The 16,220-nt window shown below is 65.5% G+C and carries 13 protein-coding genes; 4 read left to right on the forward strand and 9 right to left on the reverse strand.

Going from position 1 to position 16,220, the window contains the following annotated elements; genetic code table 11:
- The first annotated feature begins 193 nt into the window (after positions 1-193).
- Positions 194-2,884 (forward strand): TonB-dependent receptor, encoded by a 2,691-nt coding sequence (locus FHY19_RS16460; protein ID WP_259167362.1) that lies wholly within the window; start codon positions 194-196, stop codon positions 2,882-2,884.
- Positions 2,885-3,264: 380 nt separating this feature from the next.
- Here the strand turns inward: FHY19_RS16460 and FHY19_RS16465 are convergent, their stop codons facing one another.
- The 3 genes from FHY19_RS16465 to glyQ form a co-directional block, all read right to left on the reverse strand.
- Positions 3,265-4,857: a tetratricopeptide repeat-containing sulfotransferase family protein gene (locus FHY19_RS16465; RefSeq protein ID WP_259167267.1), complete on the reverse strand. Its 1,593-nt coding sequence runs from the start codon at positions 4,855-4,857 to the stop codon at positions 3,265-3,267.
- The gene (gene glyS / locus FHY19_RS16470) at positions 4,857-7,094 is read right to left on the reverse strand and encodes a glycine--tRNA ligase subunit beta (protein WP_259167269.1); all 2,238 of its coding nucleotides are present in this window, start codon (positions 7,092-7,094) and stop codon (positions 4,857-4,859) included. The genes FHY19_RS16465 and glyS overlap by 1 nt, the downstream gene beginning before the upstream one ends.
- 94 nt (positions 7,095-7,188) lie before the next feature.
- Entirely contained in the window at positions 7,189-8,097 is a 909-nt protein-coding gene (gene glyQ, locus FHY19_RS16475) for a glycine--tRNA ligase subunit alpha (protein WP_259167273.1), read from the reverse strand.
- 89 nt (positions 8,098-8,186) lie between these two features.
- On the opposite strand from glyQ, the gene FHY19_RS16480 reads away from it, so the two are divergent.
- The 3 genes from FHY19_RS16480 to FHY19_RS16490 all read left to right on the forward strand — a co-directional run bounded on the left by FHY19_RS16480 (position 8,187) and on the right by FHY19_RS16490 (position 12,580).
- The gene (locus FHY19_RS16480; RefSeq protein ID WP_259167274.1) at positions 8,187-10,001 is read left to right on the forward strand and encodes a GspE/PulE family protein; all 1,815 of its coding nucleotides are present in this window, start codon (positions 8,187-8,189) and stop codon (positions 9,999-10,001) included.
- A gap of 867 nt (positions 10,002-10,868) precedes the next feature.
- Entirely contained in the window at positions 10,869-11,621 is a 753-nt protein-coding gene (locus tag FHY19_RS16485; RefSeq protein WP_259157944.1) for a glutamine amidotransferase, read from the forward strand.
- A gap of 59 nt (positions 11,622-11,680) precedes the next feature.
- Positions 11,681-12,580, forward strand: a complete 900-nt coding sequence (locus tag FHY19_RS16490) for a BPSS1780 family membrane protein (protein WP_259157951.1) — start codon at positions 11,681-11,683, stop codon at positions 12,578-12,580.
- A gap of 287 nt (positions 12,581-12,867) precedes the next feature.
- On the opposite strand, the gene FHY19_RS16495 is transcribed toward FHY19_RS16490, so the two are convergent.
- The 6 genes from FHY19_RS16495 to FHY19_RS16520 form a co-directional block, all read right to left on the reverse strand.
- Positions 12,868-13,182, reverse strand: a complete 315-nt coding sequence (locus FHY19_RS16495) for a hypothetical protein (protein ID WP_259167275.1) — start codon at positions 13,180-13,182, stop codon at positions 12,868-12,870.
- A 103-nt stretch (positions 13,183-13,285) separates the two neighbouring features.
- Entirely contained in the window at positions 13,286-13,552 is a 267-nt protein-coding gene (locus FHY19_RS16500) for a hypothetical protein (protein ID WP_259167277.1), read from the reverse strand.
- Between the two features lie 5 nt (positions 13,553-13,557).
- Entirely contained in the window at positions 13,558-14,295 is a 738-nt protein-coding gene (tatC, locus tag FHY19_RS16505; RefSeq protein ID WP_046964703.1) for a twin-arginine translocase subunit TatC, read from the reverse strand.
- Positions 14,292-14,879, reverse strand: a complete 588-nt coding sequence (gene tatB, locus FHY19_RS16510; RefSeq protein ID WP_259167278.1) for a Sec-independent protein translocase protein TatB — start codon at positions 14,877-14,879, stop codon at positions 14,292-14,294. The genes tatC and tatB overlap by 4 nt, the downstream gene beginning before the upstream one ends.
- Positions 14,880-14,894: 15 nt before the next feature.
- Positions 14,895-15,122: a Sec-independent protein translocase subunit TatA gene (tatA, locus tag FHY19_RS16515; RefSeq protein WP_003484969.1), complete on the reverse strand. Its 228-nt coding sequence runs from the start codon at positions 15,120-15,122 to the stop codon at positions 14,895-14,897.
- Positions 15,123-15,194: 72 nt separating this feature from the next.
- Positions 15,195-16,100, reverse strand: a complete 906-nt coding sequence (locus FHY19_RS16520) for a YSC84-related protein (RefSeq protein WP_259167279.1) — start codon at positions 16,098-16,100, stop codon at positions 15,195-15,197.
- Positions 16,101-16,220: the final 120 nt, after the last annotated feature.

Consider the following 16,220-nt stretch of genomic DNA (forward strand, 5'->3'; position numbering starts at 1 on the left):
GAAACACGCCTATACGGCAGCGGACGGAACTGGGTACAGTCGGTACGTTGTTAACGTTTCGTTGACACCCATTGCGTGCGGACCCCCGATTGCCGCGCGCCCGTTCATACCTTTGGAGAGAGAGGTGCGTTTCATGAAGCGTCATTTACTGGTTACGGCGGTCTGCACCGCACTGACCATGCCATCGCTTGCCATGGCACAGGATCAAGGTGAAGTCACTCAACTGGACAAGGTGACGGTGACAGGGTCGTTGATCCCCCGTTCCCAGGTCGAAACCGCGACCCCGGTGTTCTCGATCACCGCCCAGGACATCCAGCGCCGCGGCTTCAAGGACGTCTACGACGTGCTGCGCTCGCAACCGATGGCGACCGGCTCGGTGCAGGATGGCCAGTTCAGCGGAGGATTCACCGCCGGCGCCAAGTCGCTGAGCCTGCTCGGCCTGGATCCCGGCTTCACCCTGGTGCTGATCGACGGCCGGCCGATGGCCGACTACCCGCTGCTGTACAACGGGCAGAGCAACTTCGTCGATCTGGCCAGCGTGCCGGTGGGCATGGTCGAGCGCATCGACGTGGCGCCCGGTAACCAGTCCTCGATCTACGGCTCCAGCGCAATCGCCGGTGTGGTCAACATCATCCTGAAAAAGCGCATGGACGGCGTGCAGATGAATTACCGCATGGGCACCTATGACGGCGGTGGCGGCAACAACCAGCGCTTTCAGCTGACCGGCGGCAACGAGATCGGCGGCGCCAACATCGTGTGGGGCCTGCAGCTCAACAACCAGGATCCGATCTACGGCTATCAGCGCCGCGATTTCGATTCCACCAGCGACAATCCGGACCCGACACTGCGTTATGGCTCACGTATCGCCTTGCATAATCTCCCAACCACCTACATCGACCCGGGCGCCGAAAATTGTGCTGCCTTGGGACCGCTGTTCAATGGCTCGGTGCAGTACGACAACCGCGCCAACCGCGGCAACTTCTGCAGCAGCCGCACCGAGCCAGGGTATGCCAGCATCCTCAACAAGGAACGCAGCGCCAGCGGCTATGCCAACCTGAGCTATGCGTTCAACGACAACGTCGAGCTGTACTCGACCCTGCTGCTCAATCGCACCAAGGTGGAGGTCAATGGCGGATCCCGCTTCTGGCAGACCTCGTCCGATACCGGTGGTTTTTTCTACAATCAGGACAGCCAGCAGCTCGAAAGCTATCAACGCATCTTTGCGCCGGAAGAAACCGGCAATCAGAACTTCAACAACGACCGCCAGACCGCCGACTCCTACAACATCGCGCTCGGCCTGAAAGGCGGCCTGGGTGCCAGCAACTGGACCTACGATGCGTATTACGCACGCTCGGAATATCGCATCGAAAGCCGCCAGCAGTGGCCGCTCGCCGACCGCATCGAAGATTTTTTCCGCGAACAGTTCCTTGGCGCTCCCCAGGGCGAGTACTACGGCTACCCGATTTATTCGCCCAACGATGCCAACTTCTACCGCGCATTGACGCCGGCGCAGTACCGCAGCTTCAACGACGAAATCCGCACCAAGTCCAGGACCTGGACCCAGAACGTGAACCTGCAACTGACCAACACCGAGTTGTTCAACTTGCCGGCCGGTGCAGTCGGCATCGCCGGCGTGTTGCAGGCAGGTAATCAGTACTGGACCAACCCGACCGATCAGCGCGTGATCGCCGGCGACTTCTACCAGCTGACCGGCACCCAGGGCAGCGGCAAGCGTGAGAACTGGGCGGCGGCGTTCGAAATGCGCGTGCCGATCCTGAGCACCCTCACGGCCAATCTGTCCGGCCGTTACGACGACTACAAGAACCAGGGCGGCGGTGGCGATTCCAAGTTCACCTACAAGGCCGCGCTGGAATTCCGTCCGATCGATTCGCTGCTGTTCCGCGGCAACTACGCCACCGCGTTCAAGGCACCGGACATGGCGTTCTCATTCGCTGGCGACAGCGGCTTCTTCCAGGGCGTCAACGACTACTACCGCTGCGCGGTCGAAGAACCCGGCGTGCCGATCGCCGACTGCACCTATTCCGGCACCAGCATCCAGGGCCGTCGGTCCGGCAATGCGGATCTGCAGTCGATCACCGCCAAATCCTGGGGCGCCGGCGTGGTGTGGTCGCCGAGCGCACGCTTCAGCGTCAATGCCGATTACTACAACATCAAGATCGATGACAAGGTCAGCGACCTGAGCACCGATGCGTTGCTGCAGAACGAATCGGCCTGCCGGCTCGGCGCCCTGGACATCAACTCGCCAACCTGCGTCGACGCGCTGTCGCGCATCGATCGCACCGCCGCCGATGCGCCAGTACCCAATCGCCTGAGCAATATCCGCATCAACCCGGTTAATATTTCCAACGAGGAAATCTCCGGCGTGCTGACCAAGGCGACCTACAACCTGGCCACCGAGTCGTGGGGCCTGTTTGTGTTCGACGCGCAATACAACCTGACGCTCAAGCACGAAAGTCAGCAGTTCCCGCAAGACCCGGTGCGCGACCTGCTGAGCGAGCCGTTCTTCTCTTCCGAGTTCCGCAGCATCACCAATGCCTCGATCACCTGGCAGAAGGATGCGTGGACCACCACCTTGTTCGGCCAGCGTTACGGCCGTACGCCCAACTTCACCGCGGGCCAGAGCACCGATGGCTATGCAGTGGAAGGGGCGCGCAAGGTTGGCGCCTGGACCACGTTCAATGCGACGCTGGACTATGCGATCAACGACGACATCTCGCTGACGGCCACCGTCAACAACCTGGCCGATACCCGTCCGCCGCGAGATCGCACCTACACCAGTTACCCCTACTACAACATCTTCAACTACACCGGCTACGGCCGTTCCTACATGCTGGAATTGAACTGGCGCTTCGGCGCGCAGTGAGTCATTGGTTGTGACCAACGACCGGCAGTCAGCATGACTGCCGGTCTTCTTTGCTGCAGGACCATCGACGTAGATGCGTCCGGACCGGACCCGAGCGCAGCGACCAACATCGCTTGAACGCCGTGTCGATGGACTCCAGGTGCTGGTCGCGTTGGTCCTGGCAGAGATGTCCAGGCACGTGGGCGAGGGCGCGATGCCCTTACCGCTTGCAGGACATGCCGTGCGCCTATCCCCGTAAATTCTTGCGCGGCATCCATTCCGCCACAGGGTCCGACAAGTCGCGAAAACATCGCATCTGCCGACGTGGTGACGTGCTGACGGGGATCAAACCGCAGGCCGTATCCACACGACAGGTGGACGCGCGCGTTGGTCAGCCGCTCTTAGAGCGTAGCGCCCGTTTCGATCATGCCTGCACGCAGCAAGGCCTGCCTCAGCGGCTCCAGTTGCGTTGCGTAGCGGCGCCACGCTTCCACATTGCGCCCATGCACACCTTCGCGCACCTGCACGCTGCTTAGCGTGGCCGACGCTGCGGCATTGCGGGTGATATCGATCTGCCCCGGCTCTATCGCCACTCCGCAGCGCCTCATCAACTGCTCCAGCACCGCAGACGGATCGCGCACCATCTGCGCATAGTCCACATCGATCACCCGGCCCGGGAGCGCGGCACGCCAGTGCGCCATCAGGCCGTGATACGCCTGGTAATGCCGCGCCAGGGTCTGCAGGTCGTAGCTGTAGGCATAGGAATCGCCGAACAGCGCGCGATAGTTGGAAAAACACACCGCCATCGGCTCGCGCACCAGATGCAGGATCAGCGCGCCCGGCAAGGCACGTGCAATCGGCCCGATCGCCACCGCGTTGGCAGGCAACTTGTCGATGTACCAGCGGGCCGACCCGGCGCGCCACTGCGTCTGCTCCAGATAGCGCTGCCCGACCTGTGCGTAGTCCAGTGTGGGCAGCGCCTGCAACAGGCCTGCATCCAGCAGGCTTCGCCCGGCCTGGTCCGCGCCCCAGCGCAACTGATGGCCGAAGTCGCTCAGCTCGCCCGCAGCGACAATCTGCGAATGGTTGCCCAGCATGCGCTCGAGCACCGTGGTGCCCGAGCGTGGCAGGCCAAGCACGAAGATGGGTTGCGGGCCGTGTGCAACGTCGGCCGGCTGGGCTGCGAACACCCCCTGATCGGCCAAGGTGCCCAATTGCGCGTACAGCGATGCCTCGGCCTGGGCATCGTGGCGCAAGCGTGCGTGCATGACCGCATTGCCCTGTTGCAGCGCATCCCAGGCGGCATCGGTATCGCCGAGGTCCTCCAGCTCCTTGTACAGCGCGAACGCCAGCCCGGCACGGTCTTCGCTCCCGGGAGCGGAGCGCTGCAACTGCTGGCGCAGCGCCGCGACATGGTTATCGCTCGTACTCTGGCGACGCAAGCGTGCACGCGTCAGCGCCGCGCGGCCGTAGCCGGGCTTCTGCGCCAGGGTCTGTTCCAGCGCCTGCGCGGCCGCGTCCAGATGCCCGTTGAACTGCAATTGCACGGCAAGGAAAAAGCGGAAATCCGCGCCATCGAATCCGCAGGCCTGCGCGCGCTGCATCATCGCCAGTGCCTCGGGATGTTCGCCCAGGGATTGGTGTACGTGCGCCAGCAAGGCCAGCGTTGCGCCATCGCCACACTGCAGCACCGATGGATGCCGCAGCAGCGCATGCAACGGTCGATGTTCGCCGACGCGCAGCAGCGCTTGTGCAACACGGCAACGCAGCGTCACATCCTCGCCCAGATCGCGCGCGGCCAGGCGTAGCTGGGTGACCGCCTCGCGCATCCTGCCGCTCGCCAGCACGGTGCCGGCCAACAGCACACGGGCCGACACATGCGTCGGCTCCAGCGCCAACACCGCCTGCAACGCCGCCGCCGCTGCGGGCATGTCGCGGCGTGCCAGCGCAGCCTGGGCACTGTGCCACTGCGTCGCGCCGGCAGCGGTGGACATCAGCTGGACAGATGCTCGATGGCGGCAACGCTGCCGAGGCGGTCGCCGAGCTTCTTCAGCAGCGCCAGACGGTTGGCACGCAGCTGGGGGTCTTCGGCGTTGACCATCACGCCATCGAAGAACGCATCCACCTGCGGGCGCAGGCGGGCCAGGCGCGCGAGCACGGCAACGTAGTCGTGGCGGTGCAACGCATCGCCAGTGTCGCCGATGGCCGCTTCCACCGCTTCGGCCAGGGCTTCCTCGGCCGGTTCGCGCAGCAGCGTGGTGTCGATGTCGCCGGGGATCTCGCCCTCGACCTTGCGCAGGATGTTGCGGATGCGCTTGTTGGCCGCGGCCAGGGCTTCGGCTTCGGGCAGCATGGCGAAGATGCCGATCGCATCGATGCGGCGGTCGAAATCGTAGAGGGAACCGTGGGTCGCGCCCAGGTGCGCTCCTACGAGCCCTGTAGGAGCGCCCTCGGGCGCGACCAAGAACAATGCGGCGACCGCATTGAAGTGGGTTGCCGGCACGCCTTTGTCTGCGTAGTAGCCGCGTAGGCGGTCCAGGATGAAGTCAAAAATCTCTGTGTCCTGACCCGCCTGCGCCAACGTGGTGTGAGCTTCCTTTTCGACAGCTGGCGGCAAGGCCGCACCGGCATCTTTCGCCTTGGTGATCGCAGTTTCTGTTTTAAGCAGTTGTCTGGCACTTGCTTGGACATTGATCTGATTTCTAGCCTCTACAAGCAGCTTTTTCAAATCCAGATCAAACCCGGACTCAGTCACCGTCCGCGCCAACCCCAACGCATTACGTCGCAGCGCAAACGGGTCCTTGTTGCCGGTCGGCTTCAGCCCGGCCGCAAAGCCACCGGCCAACGTATCCAGTCGTTCGGCAATCGCCAGCACCTTGCCCAACGGCGACAGTGCGATGTCGTCGCCGGCAAAACGCGGTTGATACGCCTCGTCGATCGCCAATGAAATCTCGCTAGGCTCACCAGCAGCCTTGGCGTAATGACGCCCGGCAATGCCCTGCAGTTCGGGGAATTCGTTGACCATGCGCGATTGCAGGTCGTTCTTGGCCAGCTGCGCGGCGCGGCGCGCCTGCACCGGATCGGCACCGACCTGCGGCGCGATCGCCTCGGCCAGCGCCGCCACGCGCGCCACCTTGTCGGCCACGCTGCCCAGCTTGGCCTGGTAGGTGACGCTGGCCAGACCCGCGCCCATCGCCTCCAGCCCCTGCTTGAGGTCTTCGTCGAAGAAGAACTTGGCATCGGCAAAGCGCGGGCGGATCACCCGCTCGTAGCCCTTGGCCACTTCGGCCACGTCCCTGGAGACGATATTGGCGATGCCGATGAACTGCTCGGTCAACTTGCCGCCGTCGTCCAGCACCGGGAAGAACTTCTGGTTGATTTCCATGGTTTCGATCAGCGCTTCCTGCGGTACCGCCAGGAATGCGCGCTCGAAACTGCACAGCACCGCCGACGGCCATTCGACCAGGTTGACCACCTGTTCCAGGTTGTCGTCGCTGATGCGTGCACTGCCACCGGCCTGCCTGGCGGCCGCTTCGACCTCTTCGATGATGCGCGTACGGCGTGCATCGGCATCCACCAGCACATGCGCACTGCGCAGCGCGTCGATGTAGTCGCTCGGCGCAGACAACAACACCTCGCCTTCATGCATGAAACGGTGTCCCCGCGTGACGCGGTCGCCGCGCACGCCCAACAGCTCGGCCGGGATGACGTCATTGCCGAACAACAGCACCAGCCATTGCACCGGCCGCGCGAAGGCGTATTCGTGTGCGCCCCAGCGCATCGGCTTGGGGATCGGCATTGCGGCGATCGCCTCGCGCAGGATGTCGGGCAGCAGGTCGGCGGTGCGCGCACCCGGCGTCACCGCGCGATGCACGAAGCGCTCGCCCTTGGCATCGCTGGTGCGCTCCAGTGCGGTCCAGTCGATTCCGGCCTTGGCGGCGAAACCGGCCAGCGCCTTGGTCGGCTTGCCCTCGGCATCCAGCGCGATGTTGAGATACGGGCCCAGCACTTCGGAGCGCTGCTCCGGCTGCTCGGTGGCCACGCCCGGCAGCAGCACCGCCAGGCGGCGCGGCGTGGACAGCGGCTTGGCGTCGCCACGGGTGACCGCGACGCCGCGCTTTTCCAGACCGTGCAGCACGCCATCGAAGAAGGCCTGCGCCAGACCCGGCAGCGCCTTGACCGGCAGCTCTTCGGTGCCCAGTTCGATCAGCAGGGGAAGGTGTTCGCTCATATCAGGTGAACCTTGGCTTATGTCCCTTCTGCCATCAACGGACGAAGGTGACTGGAGAATGTCCTTCTCCCGCTGGCGGGAGAAGGACACAGCATCAGCGTTTGACGCCGGGAAAGCCCAGCTTCTCGCGTTGTGCGTAATACGCCTGCGCCACGCCCTGCGCCAGCGCGCGCACGCGCAGGATGTAGCGCTGGCGTTCGGTCACGCTGATCGCGCGGCGCGCATCCAGCAGGTTGAACGCGTGGCTGGCCTTGGTGACCTGCTCGTACGCCGGCAGCGGCAGGCCGACCTCGACCAGGTGCCTGGCCTCGGCCTCGCAGGCGTCGAAACGATGGAACAGCTCGGCCACATTGGCATGTTCGAAGTTGTAGGCGCTCTGCTCCACCTCGTTCTGGTGATAGACATCGCCGTACCTCACCGGCGCGCCATCCGGGCCGTAGGTCCATACCAGGTCGTAAACGTTGTCGCAGCTCTGCAGGTACATGCACAGCCGCTCCAGCCCGTAGGTAATCTCGCCCAGCACCGGCTTGCACTCCAGGCCGCCGGCCTGCTGGAAGTAGGTGAACTGGGTGACTTCCATGCCGTTGAGCCAGACTTCCCAGCCCAGGCCCCAGGCGCCCAGCGTCGGCGATTCCCAGTTGTCTTCGACAAAGCGCAGGTCGTGCACCAGCGGGTCGATGCCCAAGGCCTTGAGCGAGCCCAGGTACAGGTCCTGGATGTTGTCCGGGTTGGGCTTCATCGCCACCTGGTACTGGTAGTAGCGCTGCAGGCGGTTGGGGTTTTCGCCGTAGCGGCCGTCGGTGGGGCGGCGCGAGGGCTGCACGTAGGCCGCATTCCACGGCTCCGGTCCCAGCGCGCGCAGGAAGGTGGCCGGATGGAACGTGCCTGCGCCCACTTCCAGGTCCAGCGGCTGGATCAGCACGCAGCCTTGCTCGGCCCAGTACTGGTTGAGGGTCTGGATCAGGCCCTGGAACGTGATTGGAACGCGGCGGGAATCGGACATGCAGCAAGGGCCGTGCGGAAGGGGTGCGCTAGTATACCGGCCGACCCGCAGCGCTTTGCCGCGGAGCACCGCTGCAGGGGAAACAAGCGATGGAACAGCGGCGTACGGCCGATCCAGAGGGTGCGGTGGCGATCCTGCCACGCGGACGACTGATGTTCGACCCGGTGGCCGCCGCGTTGCTCGCCGATGGCATGGTGGTGCCGCACGAACACGAGCGCGTGCAGTTCTCCGCCGCGGGCGTGCGCAACGCCAGCGAAGTGCATCCGCTGGTGCTGCTGGCCAACCTCAAGCTGCATGCCGCGCAGGCGCCGGCCGGCGAACTGGGCCTGGAACGGCTCACCGAGTGGCTGGCCACGCGCACCGGCCTGCGCTACCTGCGCATCGACCCCACCCGTATCGATGTGGCCGCGGTCACCGGCGTGGTCTCGCATGCCTACGCGCGCCGCCACCGCATCCTGCCGCTGGCGCTGGATGCCGAACGCGTGCTGATCGCCACCAGCGAGCCGCTGGCGCTGGACTGGCTGGCCGACGTGCAGCACCTGAGCCGGCGTCGCATCGAACTGGCGCTGATCAACCCGCTGGACCTGCATCGCTACACGATGGAGTTCTTCGGCGTGACCCAGTCGGTGCGCGGCGCGCGTGGCGATGCGCGCGGCGCCGAGTCGAGCTCGGGCCTGCCCAGTTTCGAACAGCTGGTGGAACTGGGCCGCGCCGGCGATGTCAACGCCGACGACCACCACATCGTGCATATCGTCGACTGGCTGCTGCAGTACGCCTACGAACAGCGCGCAAGCGACATCCACCTGGAGCCGCGTCGCGAGGCCGGGCGCATGCGCTTCCGCATCGACGGGGTGCTGCACAAGGTGCTGGAAGTACCGCCGTCGGTGATGACCGCCGTGGTGAGCCGCATCAAGGTGCTCGGCCGCATGGACCTGGCCGAGCGCCGCCGCCCGCAGGACGGCCGCATCAAGACCCGTTCGCCGGGCGGGCGCGAGGTGGAAATGCGCCTGTCCACCATGCCCACCGCCTTCGGCGAGAAGTGCGTGATGCGCATCTTCGACCCGGATTCGGCATTCAAGAGCATCGAGCAACTCGGCTTCAGCCCGGAAGAGGCCGCCGGCTGGAGCGCGCTGGTCGAGCGCCCGCATGGCATCGTGCTGGTCACCGGCCCCACCGGCTCGGGCAAGACCACCACGCTGTACTCCACGCTCAAGCGCCTGGCCACGCCGGATGTGAACGTGTGCAGCGTGGAAGACCCGATCGAAATGATCGCGCCGGAATTCAACCAGATGCAGGTGCAGCAGAACATCGACCTGGATTTCGCCAGCGGCGTGCGTACGCTGCTGCGCCAGGACCCGGACATCATCATGATCGGCGAAATCCGCGACCTGGAAACCGCGCAGATGGCGGTGCAGGCCTCGCTGACCGGGCATCTGGTGCTGTCGACGCTGCACACCAACGACGCCGCCTCGGCGATCACCCGTTTGCTGGACCTGGGCGTGCCGCATTACCTGGTCGCCTCCACGCTCAACGGCGTACTGGCGCAGCGGCTGGTGCGCACCCTGTGCGTGCATTGCAAGCGCCCGCACACGCTCAGCGACGACGACTGGTCGGCGATCCGCGAGCCGGGCGAAGCGCTGCCGGAAGTGCTCAACGTGCACGCGCCGGTCGGTTGTCTTGAATGCCGCCGCACCGGCTATCTCGGCCGCGTGGGCCTGTACGAATTGCTGCCGGTGAGTCCGCGGTTGCGCAGCCTGATCCGCGCCGACACCGACCTGGCCAGCTTCAGCCAGGCCGCACGCGGCGACGGCCTGCGCACGCTGCGCCGCACCGGCCTGGAAAAGGTCGCCGCCGGGCTGACCACCATCGAAGAAGTGCTGTCGGTGCTTCCGCCGCGGGAATAAGCGGTCCGCATCGGCGGAGCTCGTTTGTGCATTTTCGGAGGAAACTATGCCGATTCTGGGCAGACCCACCCCCGGTGTGGATTGCATTTGCGAGCGCCAGACGCGGCATGCCGCGACGCACGCTGCGTCCGGGCACGCCTGCACGACCGCTGTCTGGCACGGCGGCATCCAGGCCGCTGCGCGTAACCGACCAGAACGACCCGATGCAGCCACCACACGGCACCCGGCACAGGCTCGGCGCATGTCGCTGGCCTGGAAGGTGCCATGCCCTGCGACCAGACGTAACAGCGCTCCGTCGCCCTCCCGCTCAAGCGCCTTGGGGCATGCCCTGACGGTATCGGCGAGAACCCGGCGGCGGTCCCGTGCGCCCGTCTGCCGCCAGCGGTACAGCCCCACCCAAGCCGTTGAAGAACGCGCAGCTCCCTTGGGGCCGCGTATAGCAGCACTTTGTCCGTCTCACGTTCGAGCGCCCCAAGGCATGCTCCGACAACTGCAAGCGCGAGCGTGCTGCGGCAGACCGGTCGCGCGCCGACTGCCGGCATCGGTACGGCCGGACCACGCAGCCCTGCAAACCCCAGGACTGCGCGTTGCAGCACCCCGTCGCTCTCCCGTTCAAGCATCCCCAGGCATGCTCCAGCTGCAGGGTTGAGGGCGCTACTGCCGTCCAGTCAAGCGCCCGCCTGCCGATATCGGTGATGTGCGACGGCCGCCAGCCACCGTCGTCGCCATTCCATCTACCCGGCCGCGAGGGCATCAGCACATGGCAATCGGCAATCACGCACAGCCTTCGCATTGGGTCCGGACTTGAAAAAAACGCGCCACTGCCGCCTACAATCGGGGGCATCTGTCGTGTCCGGGTTCTCGCGCATGTCCGTTTTGCCGTTCCTGATCATCGAAACCGGCCACCCCGTGCCGGAGATGAAGCGATACGGCCGCTTTCCGCACTGGATCCGTGTGGCAGCCGGGCTGGCCGAGCGCGAGACCGTGGTGATCGATGTCGCCAATGGCGACGACCTGCCAGACCGCGGCCGCTTTGCCGGCATCATCATCAGCGGCTCGGCCGCATTCGTCACCGACCGCGCCGACTGGAGCGAGCGCAGCGCGCAGTGGCTGCGCGACGCCGCCCATGACGGCAAGCCGTTGCTGGGCATCTGCTACGGCCATCAGTTGCTGGCCCACGCGCTGGGCGGCGAGGTCGACTACAACCCGGCCGGGCGCGAGTCCGGCACCATCGCGCTGGAGCTGCACCCGCCGGCCGGGCAGGACCCGTTGTTTGCAGGCCTTCCGGCGCAGTTCCCGGCCCATGCCACCCACCTGCAGACGGTGGTGCGCGCGCCGGACGGCGCCATCGTGCTGGCGCATTCGCGTCAGGACCGTTGCCACGCCTTCCGTTGGGGCCGGGCCACCTGGGGCGTACAGTTCCACCCGGAGTTCGCCACCCACCATATGCGCGGCTATGTCCGCGCGCGCGCCGAGTGCATTGCCCGCCACGGTCACTGCGCGCGCACGGTCGCCCGCGAGGTCACCGCAGCCCCGGTCGCCCGCAAGCTGCTGCGCCGGTTCGTGCATCACGCACGCGGCCTGCAAACAGTGAACGCTCATCCCGCCGCGCACACGTAAAAGCAGCGATAATCGCGTCACGCCGGATGGTCCGGCGCGCGTATCGATCCGGAATGGGAATGAGCGAAATTCGCAAGGTGCCGGCATCCGCTGGCGCAGAATGGCTGTTGACCGGTTTCTCGCTGCTGAAGCGGGCGCCGCTGGCGCTTGGCTCGCTGGGGGTGATCTGGAGCGTGGCCGCCTCGCTGGTGGTGTCGCTGTCGGTGCTGGTGCCGCTGCTGGGCCCGGCGCTGCAGTTCCTGCTGGTGCTGGCCGGCCCGTTGTTCATGGGCGGCATGCTGTGGGCAATCCGCGAAGTCGACCAGGGCCGCATCGCCAAGCCATCGCACCTGCTGCACGGCCTGCAGGACGGCCGTGCGCCGCATTTGCTGGTGTCGCTGCTGCCGCAACTGATTGCCGGCCTGCTGCTGGGCGTGCTGCTGCTGGCGATGATTGGCGCCAGCGGGCTGCAGCAGTTGTCCGAGGTGATGCTCAAGATCAACCAGATCAGCCAGTCCGGCGCGCAGCCGGACCCGGTGCAGATCGAGCAGCTTGCGGCCAGCCTGCCGGCCGGGCGCATCCTGTTGTGGCTGCTGCTGACCATCGCCACGTTTGCGGCAATGACATTGGCGCTGTTCGTGATGCCGCCGCAGGTGATGTTCGACCGCAGCACCGGCAGCCACGCACTGCGCGAAAGCCTGCGTGCCAGCCTGCACAACCTGCCGGCGATGCTGGTGTTCTTCGTGCTGGCCTTCATCGCCATCTTCGCGATCTATTTCGCGGTGATGATCGTGGCGCTGATCGTCGGCCTGGTGGCAGGGCAAACGGTGGCGATGTGGCTGGCGCAGCTGCTGTTGATGGCGGTGCTGATGCCGGTGTTCGCCGGCTCGGTCTACGCCGCGTGGAAACAGATGTTCACCCACGAAGGCGCCACCGCCCAGCCCACCCCACCCTCGCGCCCGGATGTGTTTGCGGCTTGATCCCGCCAAACCGTAGGAGCGCACCCGGGCGCGACGAAGCTTCCCTGGGAACGCCCCTCGCGCCCGGGTGCGCTCCTACACAGGTCGATCCATCTGCGCGGTGTCAGTCCGTTTGACCGAGCGCTGCCACCATCCCGCTCCGACGTGCTGGCTATCTGATCCCACGGGTACTGTAGGAGCGCACCCGGGCGCGATGAAGCTTTCCCGGGTGCGCTCCTACGAAGGCGGTTGCATACACCTGCACGATCGCTACGCGCGATCGCGCTGCACACATTGCGCCAGATCGCTCACCTCTTGCGACGCATGTAAAACGTGCGTGCCGACAGCGTAATAACGAAGCTCGGCAAGATCAAAAATACAAGGCCAAAGATCCAGCCGAACAGGTAAGCAACTGCCTTTGCCGCTCCATCGCTGGGGTTGAATGGATGCTCATATGCCCACGCCACTGACAGCATCGTCAGGCGCCAGCACAGCAAAGTACCAAGAGCGAGTACAAGCGCCTGAATCAGCAGACGGAGCCTGGCTACAGAGCGCAGTAACCCTGAAAAAACACCAGTCGCAATGCCGACAATGAGCCAAGGCAGATCATAGGGATTGTCCATGACTGCGAAGATAGACGCGGATCATGGGGCGACAATGAAGTCCGCGAAAATCTCCGCGCCTGAAGTGGAGGTCCTACAAAGCGATGGCGACTTGAATGAACTGTCAGGTGCCAAGCCGGTTACTCGCAAGCAGGCGCGCCAGCAAGTTGTAACCAACGTCTGCCAGTTCCACCTCAGGAATGGACGCCAAGTTGTTGAGGCGACCAGCCGGATAGTCCTTGAAGGTAAACAGGCTGCCGCACACCCATGCGCCAGGCTCCTGGTCGTTGCGGGCGTCATCGAAAATGACCCTCAATGAGCCGTCGGCTAACTCGGCGAGACTGCACAGAACAGCCATGTCTTTCACATCGGCTTTCTGGGAGCTCTCCATGGCAGTTAGCCTTCCTTCGGCCCCACAGCGCGCGAAGCGATGATGCCCAGCTCATAGAGCAGGCACATCGGGATGGCCAGCATCAGCTGCGAGACCACGTCCGGCGGGGTGAGCACGGCGGCCAGGATGAAGATACCGACGATGGCGTAGCCGCGGCCCTCGCTCAGCTGTTTGGGGCTGACCCAGCCCAGCAGCACCAGGATCACCAGCGCGACCGGCAATTCGAAACTGGCACCGAAGGCGAAGAAGATCGCCAGCACGAAATCCAGATAGGAATTGGCGTCCGGGGTAATGGCGATCACGTCCGGCTTGAACGTGGTGAGGAAGTGGAACACCGCCGGCAACACCAGAAAATACGCGAACGCGCAGCCGATGTAGAACAGCGCCACCGCCGAGGCCAGCAACGGAAATGCCAGCTTCTTCTCACGCTGGTACAGGCCTGGCGCCACGAACGCCCAGGCCTGATACAGCAGCCATGGCACGCTGACGAAGACCGCCACGAAGAAGGTGAGTTTGAGCGGGGCGAAGAACGCGCCGGCCGGGTTCATCGCGATCATCGTCTGCCCCAGCGGGAGCTGCGAGATCAGCGGCGCGGCCAGCCAGGAATAGATCGCACGCGAAAACGGCAGCAGCGCCAGCAACACCACGCCCAGGCCGATCAACGCACGCACCAGGCGCGCGCGCAATTCGACCAGGTGTTCGATCAGACTGCTCTCGGCCTGTGCGTCGTCGAACAGGCTCAAGGCGCCTTCTCCTGGGTGCTGCTGCCATCTGCGGGTGTGGGCACGGTGCTGCCCTGCGCATTCACCGGTGTGGAGGTCAGGCCGCCGTGCGGTGCCGGCACCAGCGTCTGCCGCGGTGCGGGCGCAATCGGCTGTGCCTGGGCAATGACCGGAGATGGCCCCGGCACCTGCGCGGGCGGCTGCACGCTGCCCGGCTCCAGCACCACCGGCGCATCGGCAGGCAACTCCAGCGGTGCGGCCACCGGCGTGGCGCTGGTGCGGATGTCGATATCGCGGCCGATCTCGTCGTGCAGGCCGCGCGCCTGGTCATGCAGGCCGCGCGCACCTTCTTCGACCTGCTGCTGGGTGTTGCGCAGCTGCCCTTCGGCTTCGCGCAGCGAGGCCTGCACGTCCTGCAGGCTGCGCTTGAGTTCTTCGGCTTCCAGCTCGCGCTCGAGCTCCTGCTTGACCGAATCCCACTGCATGCGCGCACGGCGCACCCACAATCCGGCAAACCGGGCCGCCTTGGGCAAACGCTCGGGACCGAGCACCACCAGGGCGACGATCGCAATCAGCGTCAGTTCGCCAACACCTATGTCAAACACCGACGCTGCTCCGGATCAGCGCGCGTCGCGGTCGCGTTCGGCCTGCGCCTCACGCGCCTGCTCGGCAGTCCGGGAGTCGTCGCCGAGCTTGCCGGCCGGCTTGTCGTCGTCGTGCATGCCTTTCTTGAATTCCTTGACCGCGCTGCCGAGATCCTTGGCACCACTGGTGAGCCGCTTGGTACCGAACACCAGCAGCACGATCACCAGCACGATCAGCCAGTGCCAAATGCTGAAACCGCCCATGATCCGCTCGCTTGCTGAAAAGAAGGAAGACGCAGGATACCCCAGCGCACCGCGCAGGGGGATGACAGCCGGTCAGCGGTTGCCGTCTAGTGATTCGGTGCGGATTTCGCCATCGGACACCGGCTGGAACCCCTGCTGCGGGGGCGGCGTGGTGCTGGGCTGCATCGGCACCGTGCTGGCCTCGTTGGCCGGCGGCGGCGGGGCCGATTGCGCTGCAGGGGCCGCGCCTGGCGCGCGCGCCGGCCCGGGGGGGGCTGTCTCGTCGCTGTCGCCATCGCTGGTGCGATTGGCACGCGCGGTGTAGGTGACTTCTTCGAGACGGTCGCGGAAGGCGATCACGTCGGTGGACGGGCGCTCGTTGGTACGGCCTTCGAAGATCATGCGCGGGGTGGCGCCGCCGCCGTAGGCGTTGAGGTCGGCGGCATCGTCGATCTGCAGCACCGCGCCATCCAGCGCCACGCCGGCGAACAAGCCGCGGGCGCGCGACCACGACCAGATTTCGGCCTTGAGCTGGCCGTCGGTGGCGGCGGCGGCATTGCGTCCGACCGGGCCGGCGGCCACGCCGGCATCGGCGCCGAGGGTGAACTTGCCGTTGACGATGTTGTCCAGGCTGCGGTCGTTGCGGAACACCAGCACCACGTCGGAGGACTGCACGCCGGCCTGGAAGCCGATGCTGCCACCGGTGAGCTTGACGAACACCGGCTGCGACCAGCTGCCGTCGGCATTCTTCATCGACATCAGGCCGTGGCCGCGGCGGCCGCCGATCACCAGCCCGGCCTTGAGCGTGTCAGGGATGACCACGATGGCGCGCGCTTCGTCGAGCAGTTTGTCCGGAATGGACTGCTCGGGAATCTTCATGATCTCGTTGAGCACCCGCACCGCGTTACGCGCGCGCTGATCCTCTTCCGGGCCGGCAACGGCGTGGCCGGCGGCGAAGGTCAGCGACAACAACAGGGCCAGACGCGACAGACGAGGCATGACAAGCTCCAAAGGACGATCCGTCAAAGATAGCAATGCCGCGACGTTAGTGCTGGCGCAATGAATCGGTGGTGAGCGCAGCCGGCGGCAAGAGGCCGCAGATCGGAACGATCGATACGC

Origin of the sequence: Xanthomonas sp. 4461 (assembly GCF_024806475.1) — a bacterium.
In the GTDB taxonomy this organism is placed as follows: domain Bacteria; phylum Pseudomonadota; class Gammaproteobacteria; order Xanthomonadales; family Xanthomonadaceae; genus Xanthomonas; species Xanthomonas arboricola_F.

What these genes read in the sequence shown, in the direction of transcription:
- FHY19_RS16460 (WP_259167362.1), top strand. Translation starts at nt 194, where the DNA reads ATGGCACAGGATCAAGGTGAAGTCACTCAACTGGACAAGGTGACGGTG.
- FHY19_RS16465 (WP_259167267.1), bottom strand. Translation starts at nt 4,857, where the DNA reads ATGTCCACCGCTGCCGGCGCGACGCAGTGGCACAGTGCCCAGGCTGCG.
- glyS (WP_259167269.1), bottom strand. Translation starts at nt 7,094, where the DNA reads ATGAGCGAACACCTTCCCCTGCTGATCGAACTGGGCACCGAAGAGCTG.
- glyQ (WP_259167273.1), bottom strand. Translation starts at nt 8,097, where the DNA reads ATGTCCGATTCCCGCCGCGTTCCAATCACGTTCCAGGGCCTGATCCAG.
- FHY19_RS16480 (WP_259167274.1), top strand. Translation starts at nt 8,187, where the DNA reads ATGGAACAGCGGCGTACGGCCGATCCAGAGGGTGCGGTGGCGATCCTG.
- FHY19_RS16485 (WP_259157944.1), top strand. Translation starts at nt 10,869, where the DNA reads ATGTCCGTTTTGCCGTTCCTGATCATCGAAACCGGCCACCCCGTGCCG.
- FHY19_RS16490 (WP_259157951.1), top strand. Translation starts at nt 11,681, where the DNA reads ATGAGCGAAATTCGCAAGGTGCCGGCATCCGCTGGCGCAGAATGGCTG.
- FHY19_RS16495 (WP_259167275.1), bottom strand. Translation starts at nt 13,182, where the DNA reads ATGGACAATCCCTATGATCTGCCTTGGCTCATTGTCGGCATTGCGACT.
- FHY19_RS16500 (WP_259167277.1), bottom strand. Translation starts at nt 13,552, where the DNA reads ATGGAGAGCTCCCAGAAAGCCGATGTGAAAGACATGGCTGTTCTGTGC.
- tatA (WP_003484969.1), bottom strand. Translation starts at nt 15,122, where the DNA reads ATGGGCGGTTTCAGCATTTGGCACTGGCTGATCGTGCTGGTGATCGTG.
- FHY19_RS16520 (WP_259167279.1), bottom strand. Translation starts at nt 16,100, where the DNA reads ATGCCTCGTCTGTCGCGTCTGGCCCTGTTGTTGTCGCTGACCTTCGCC.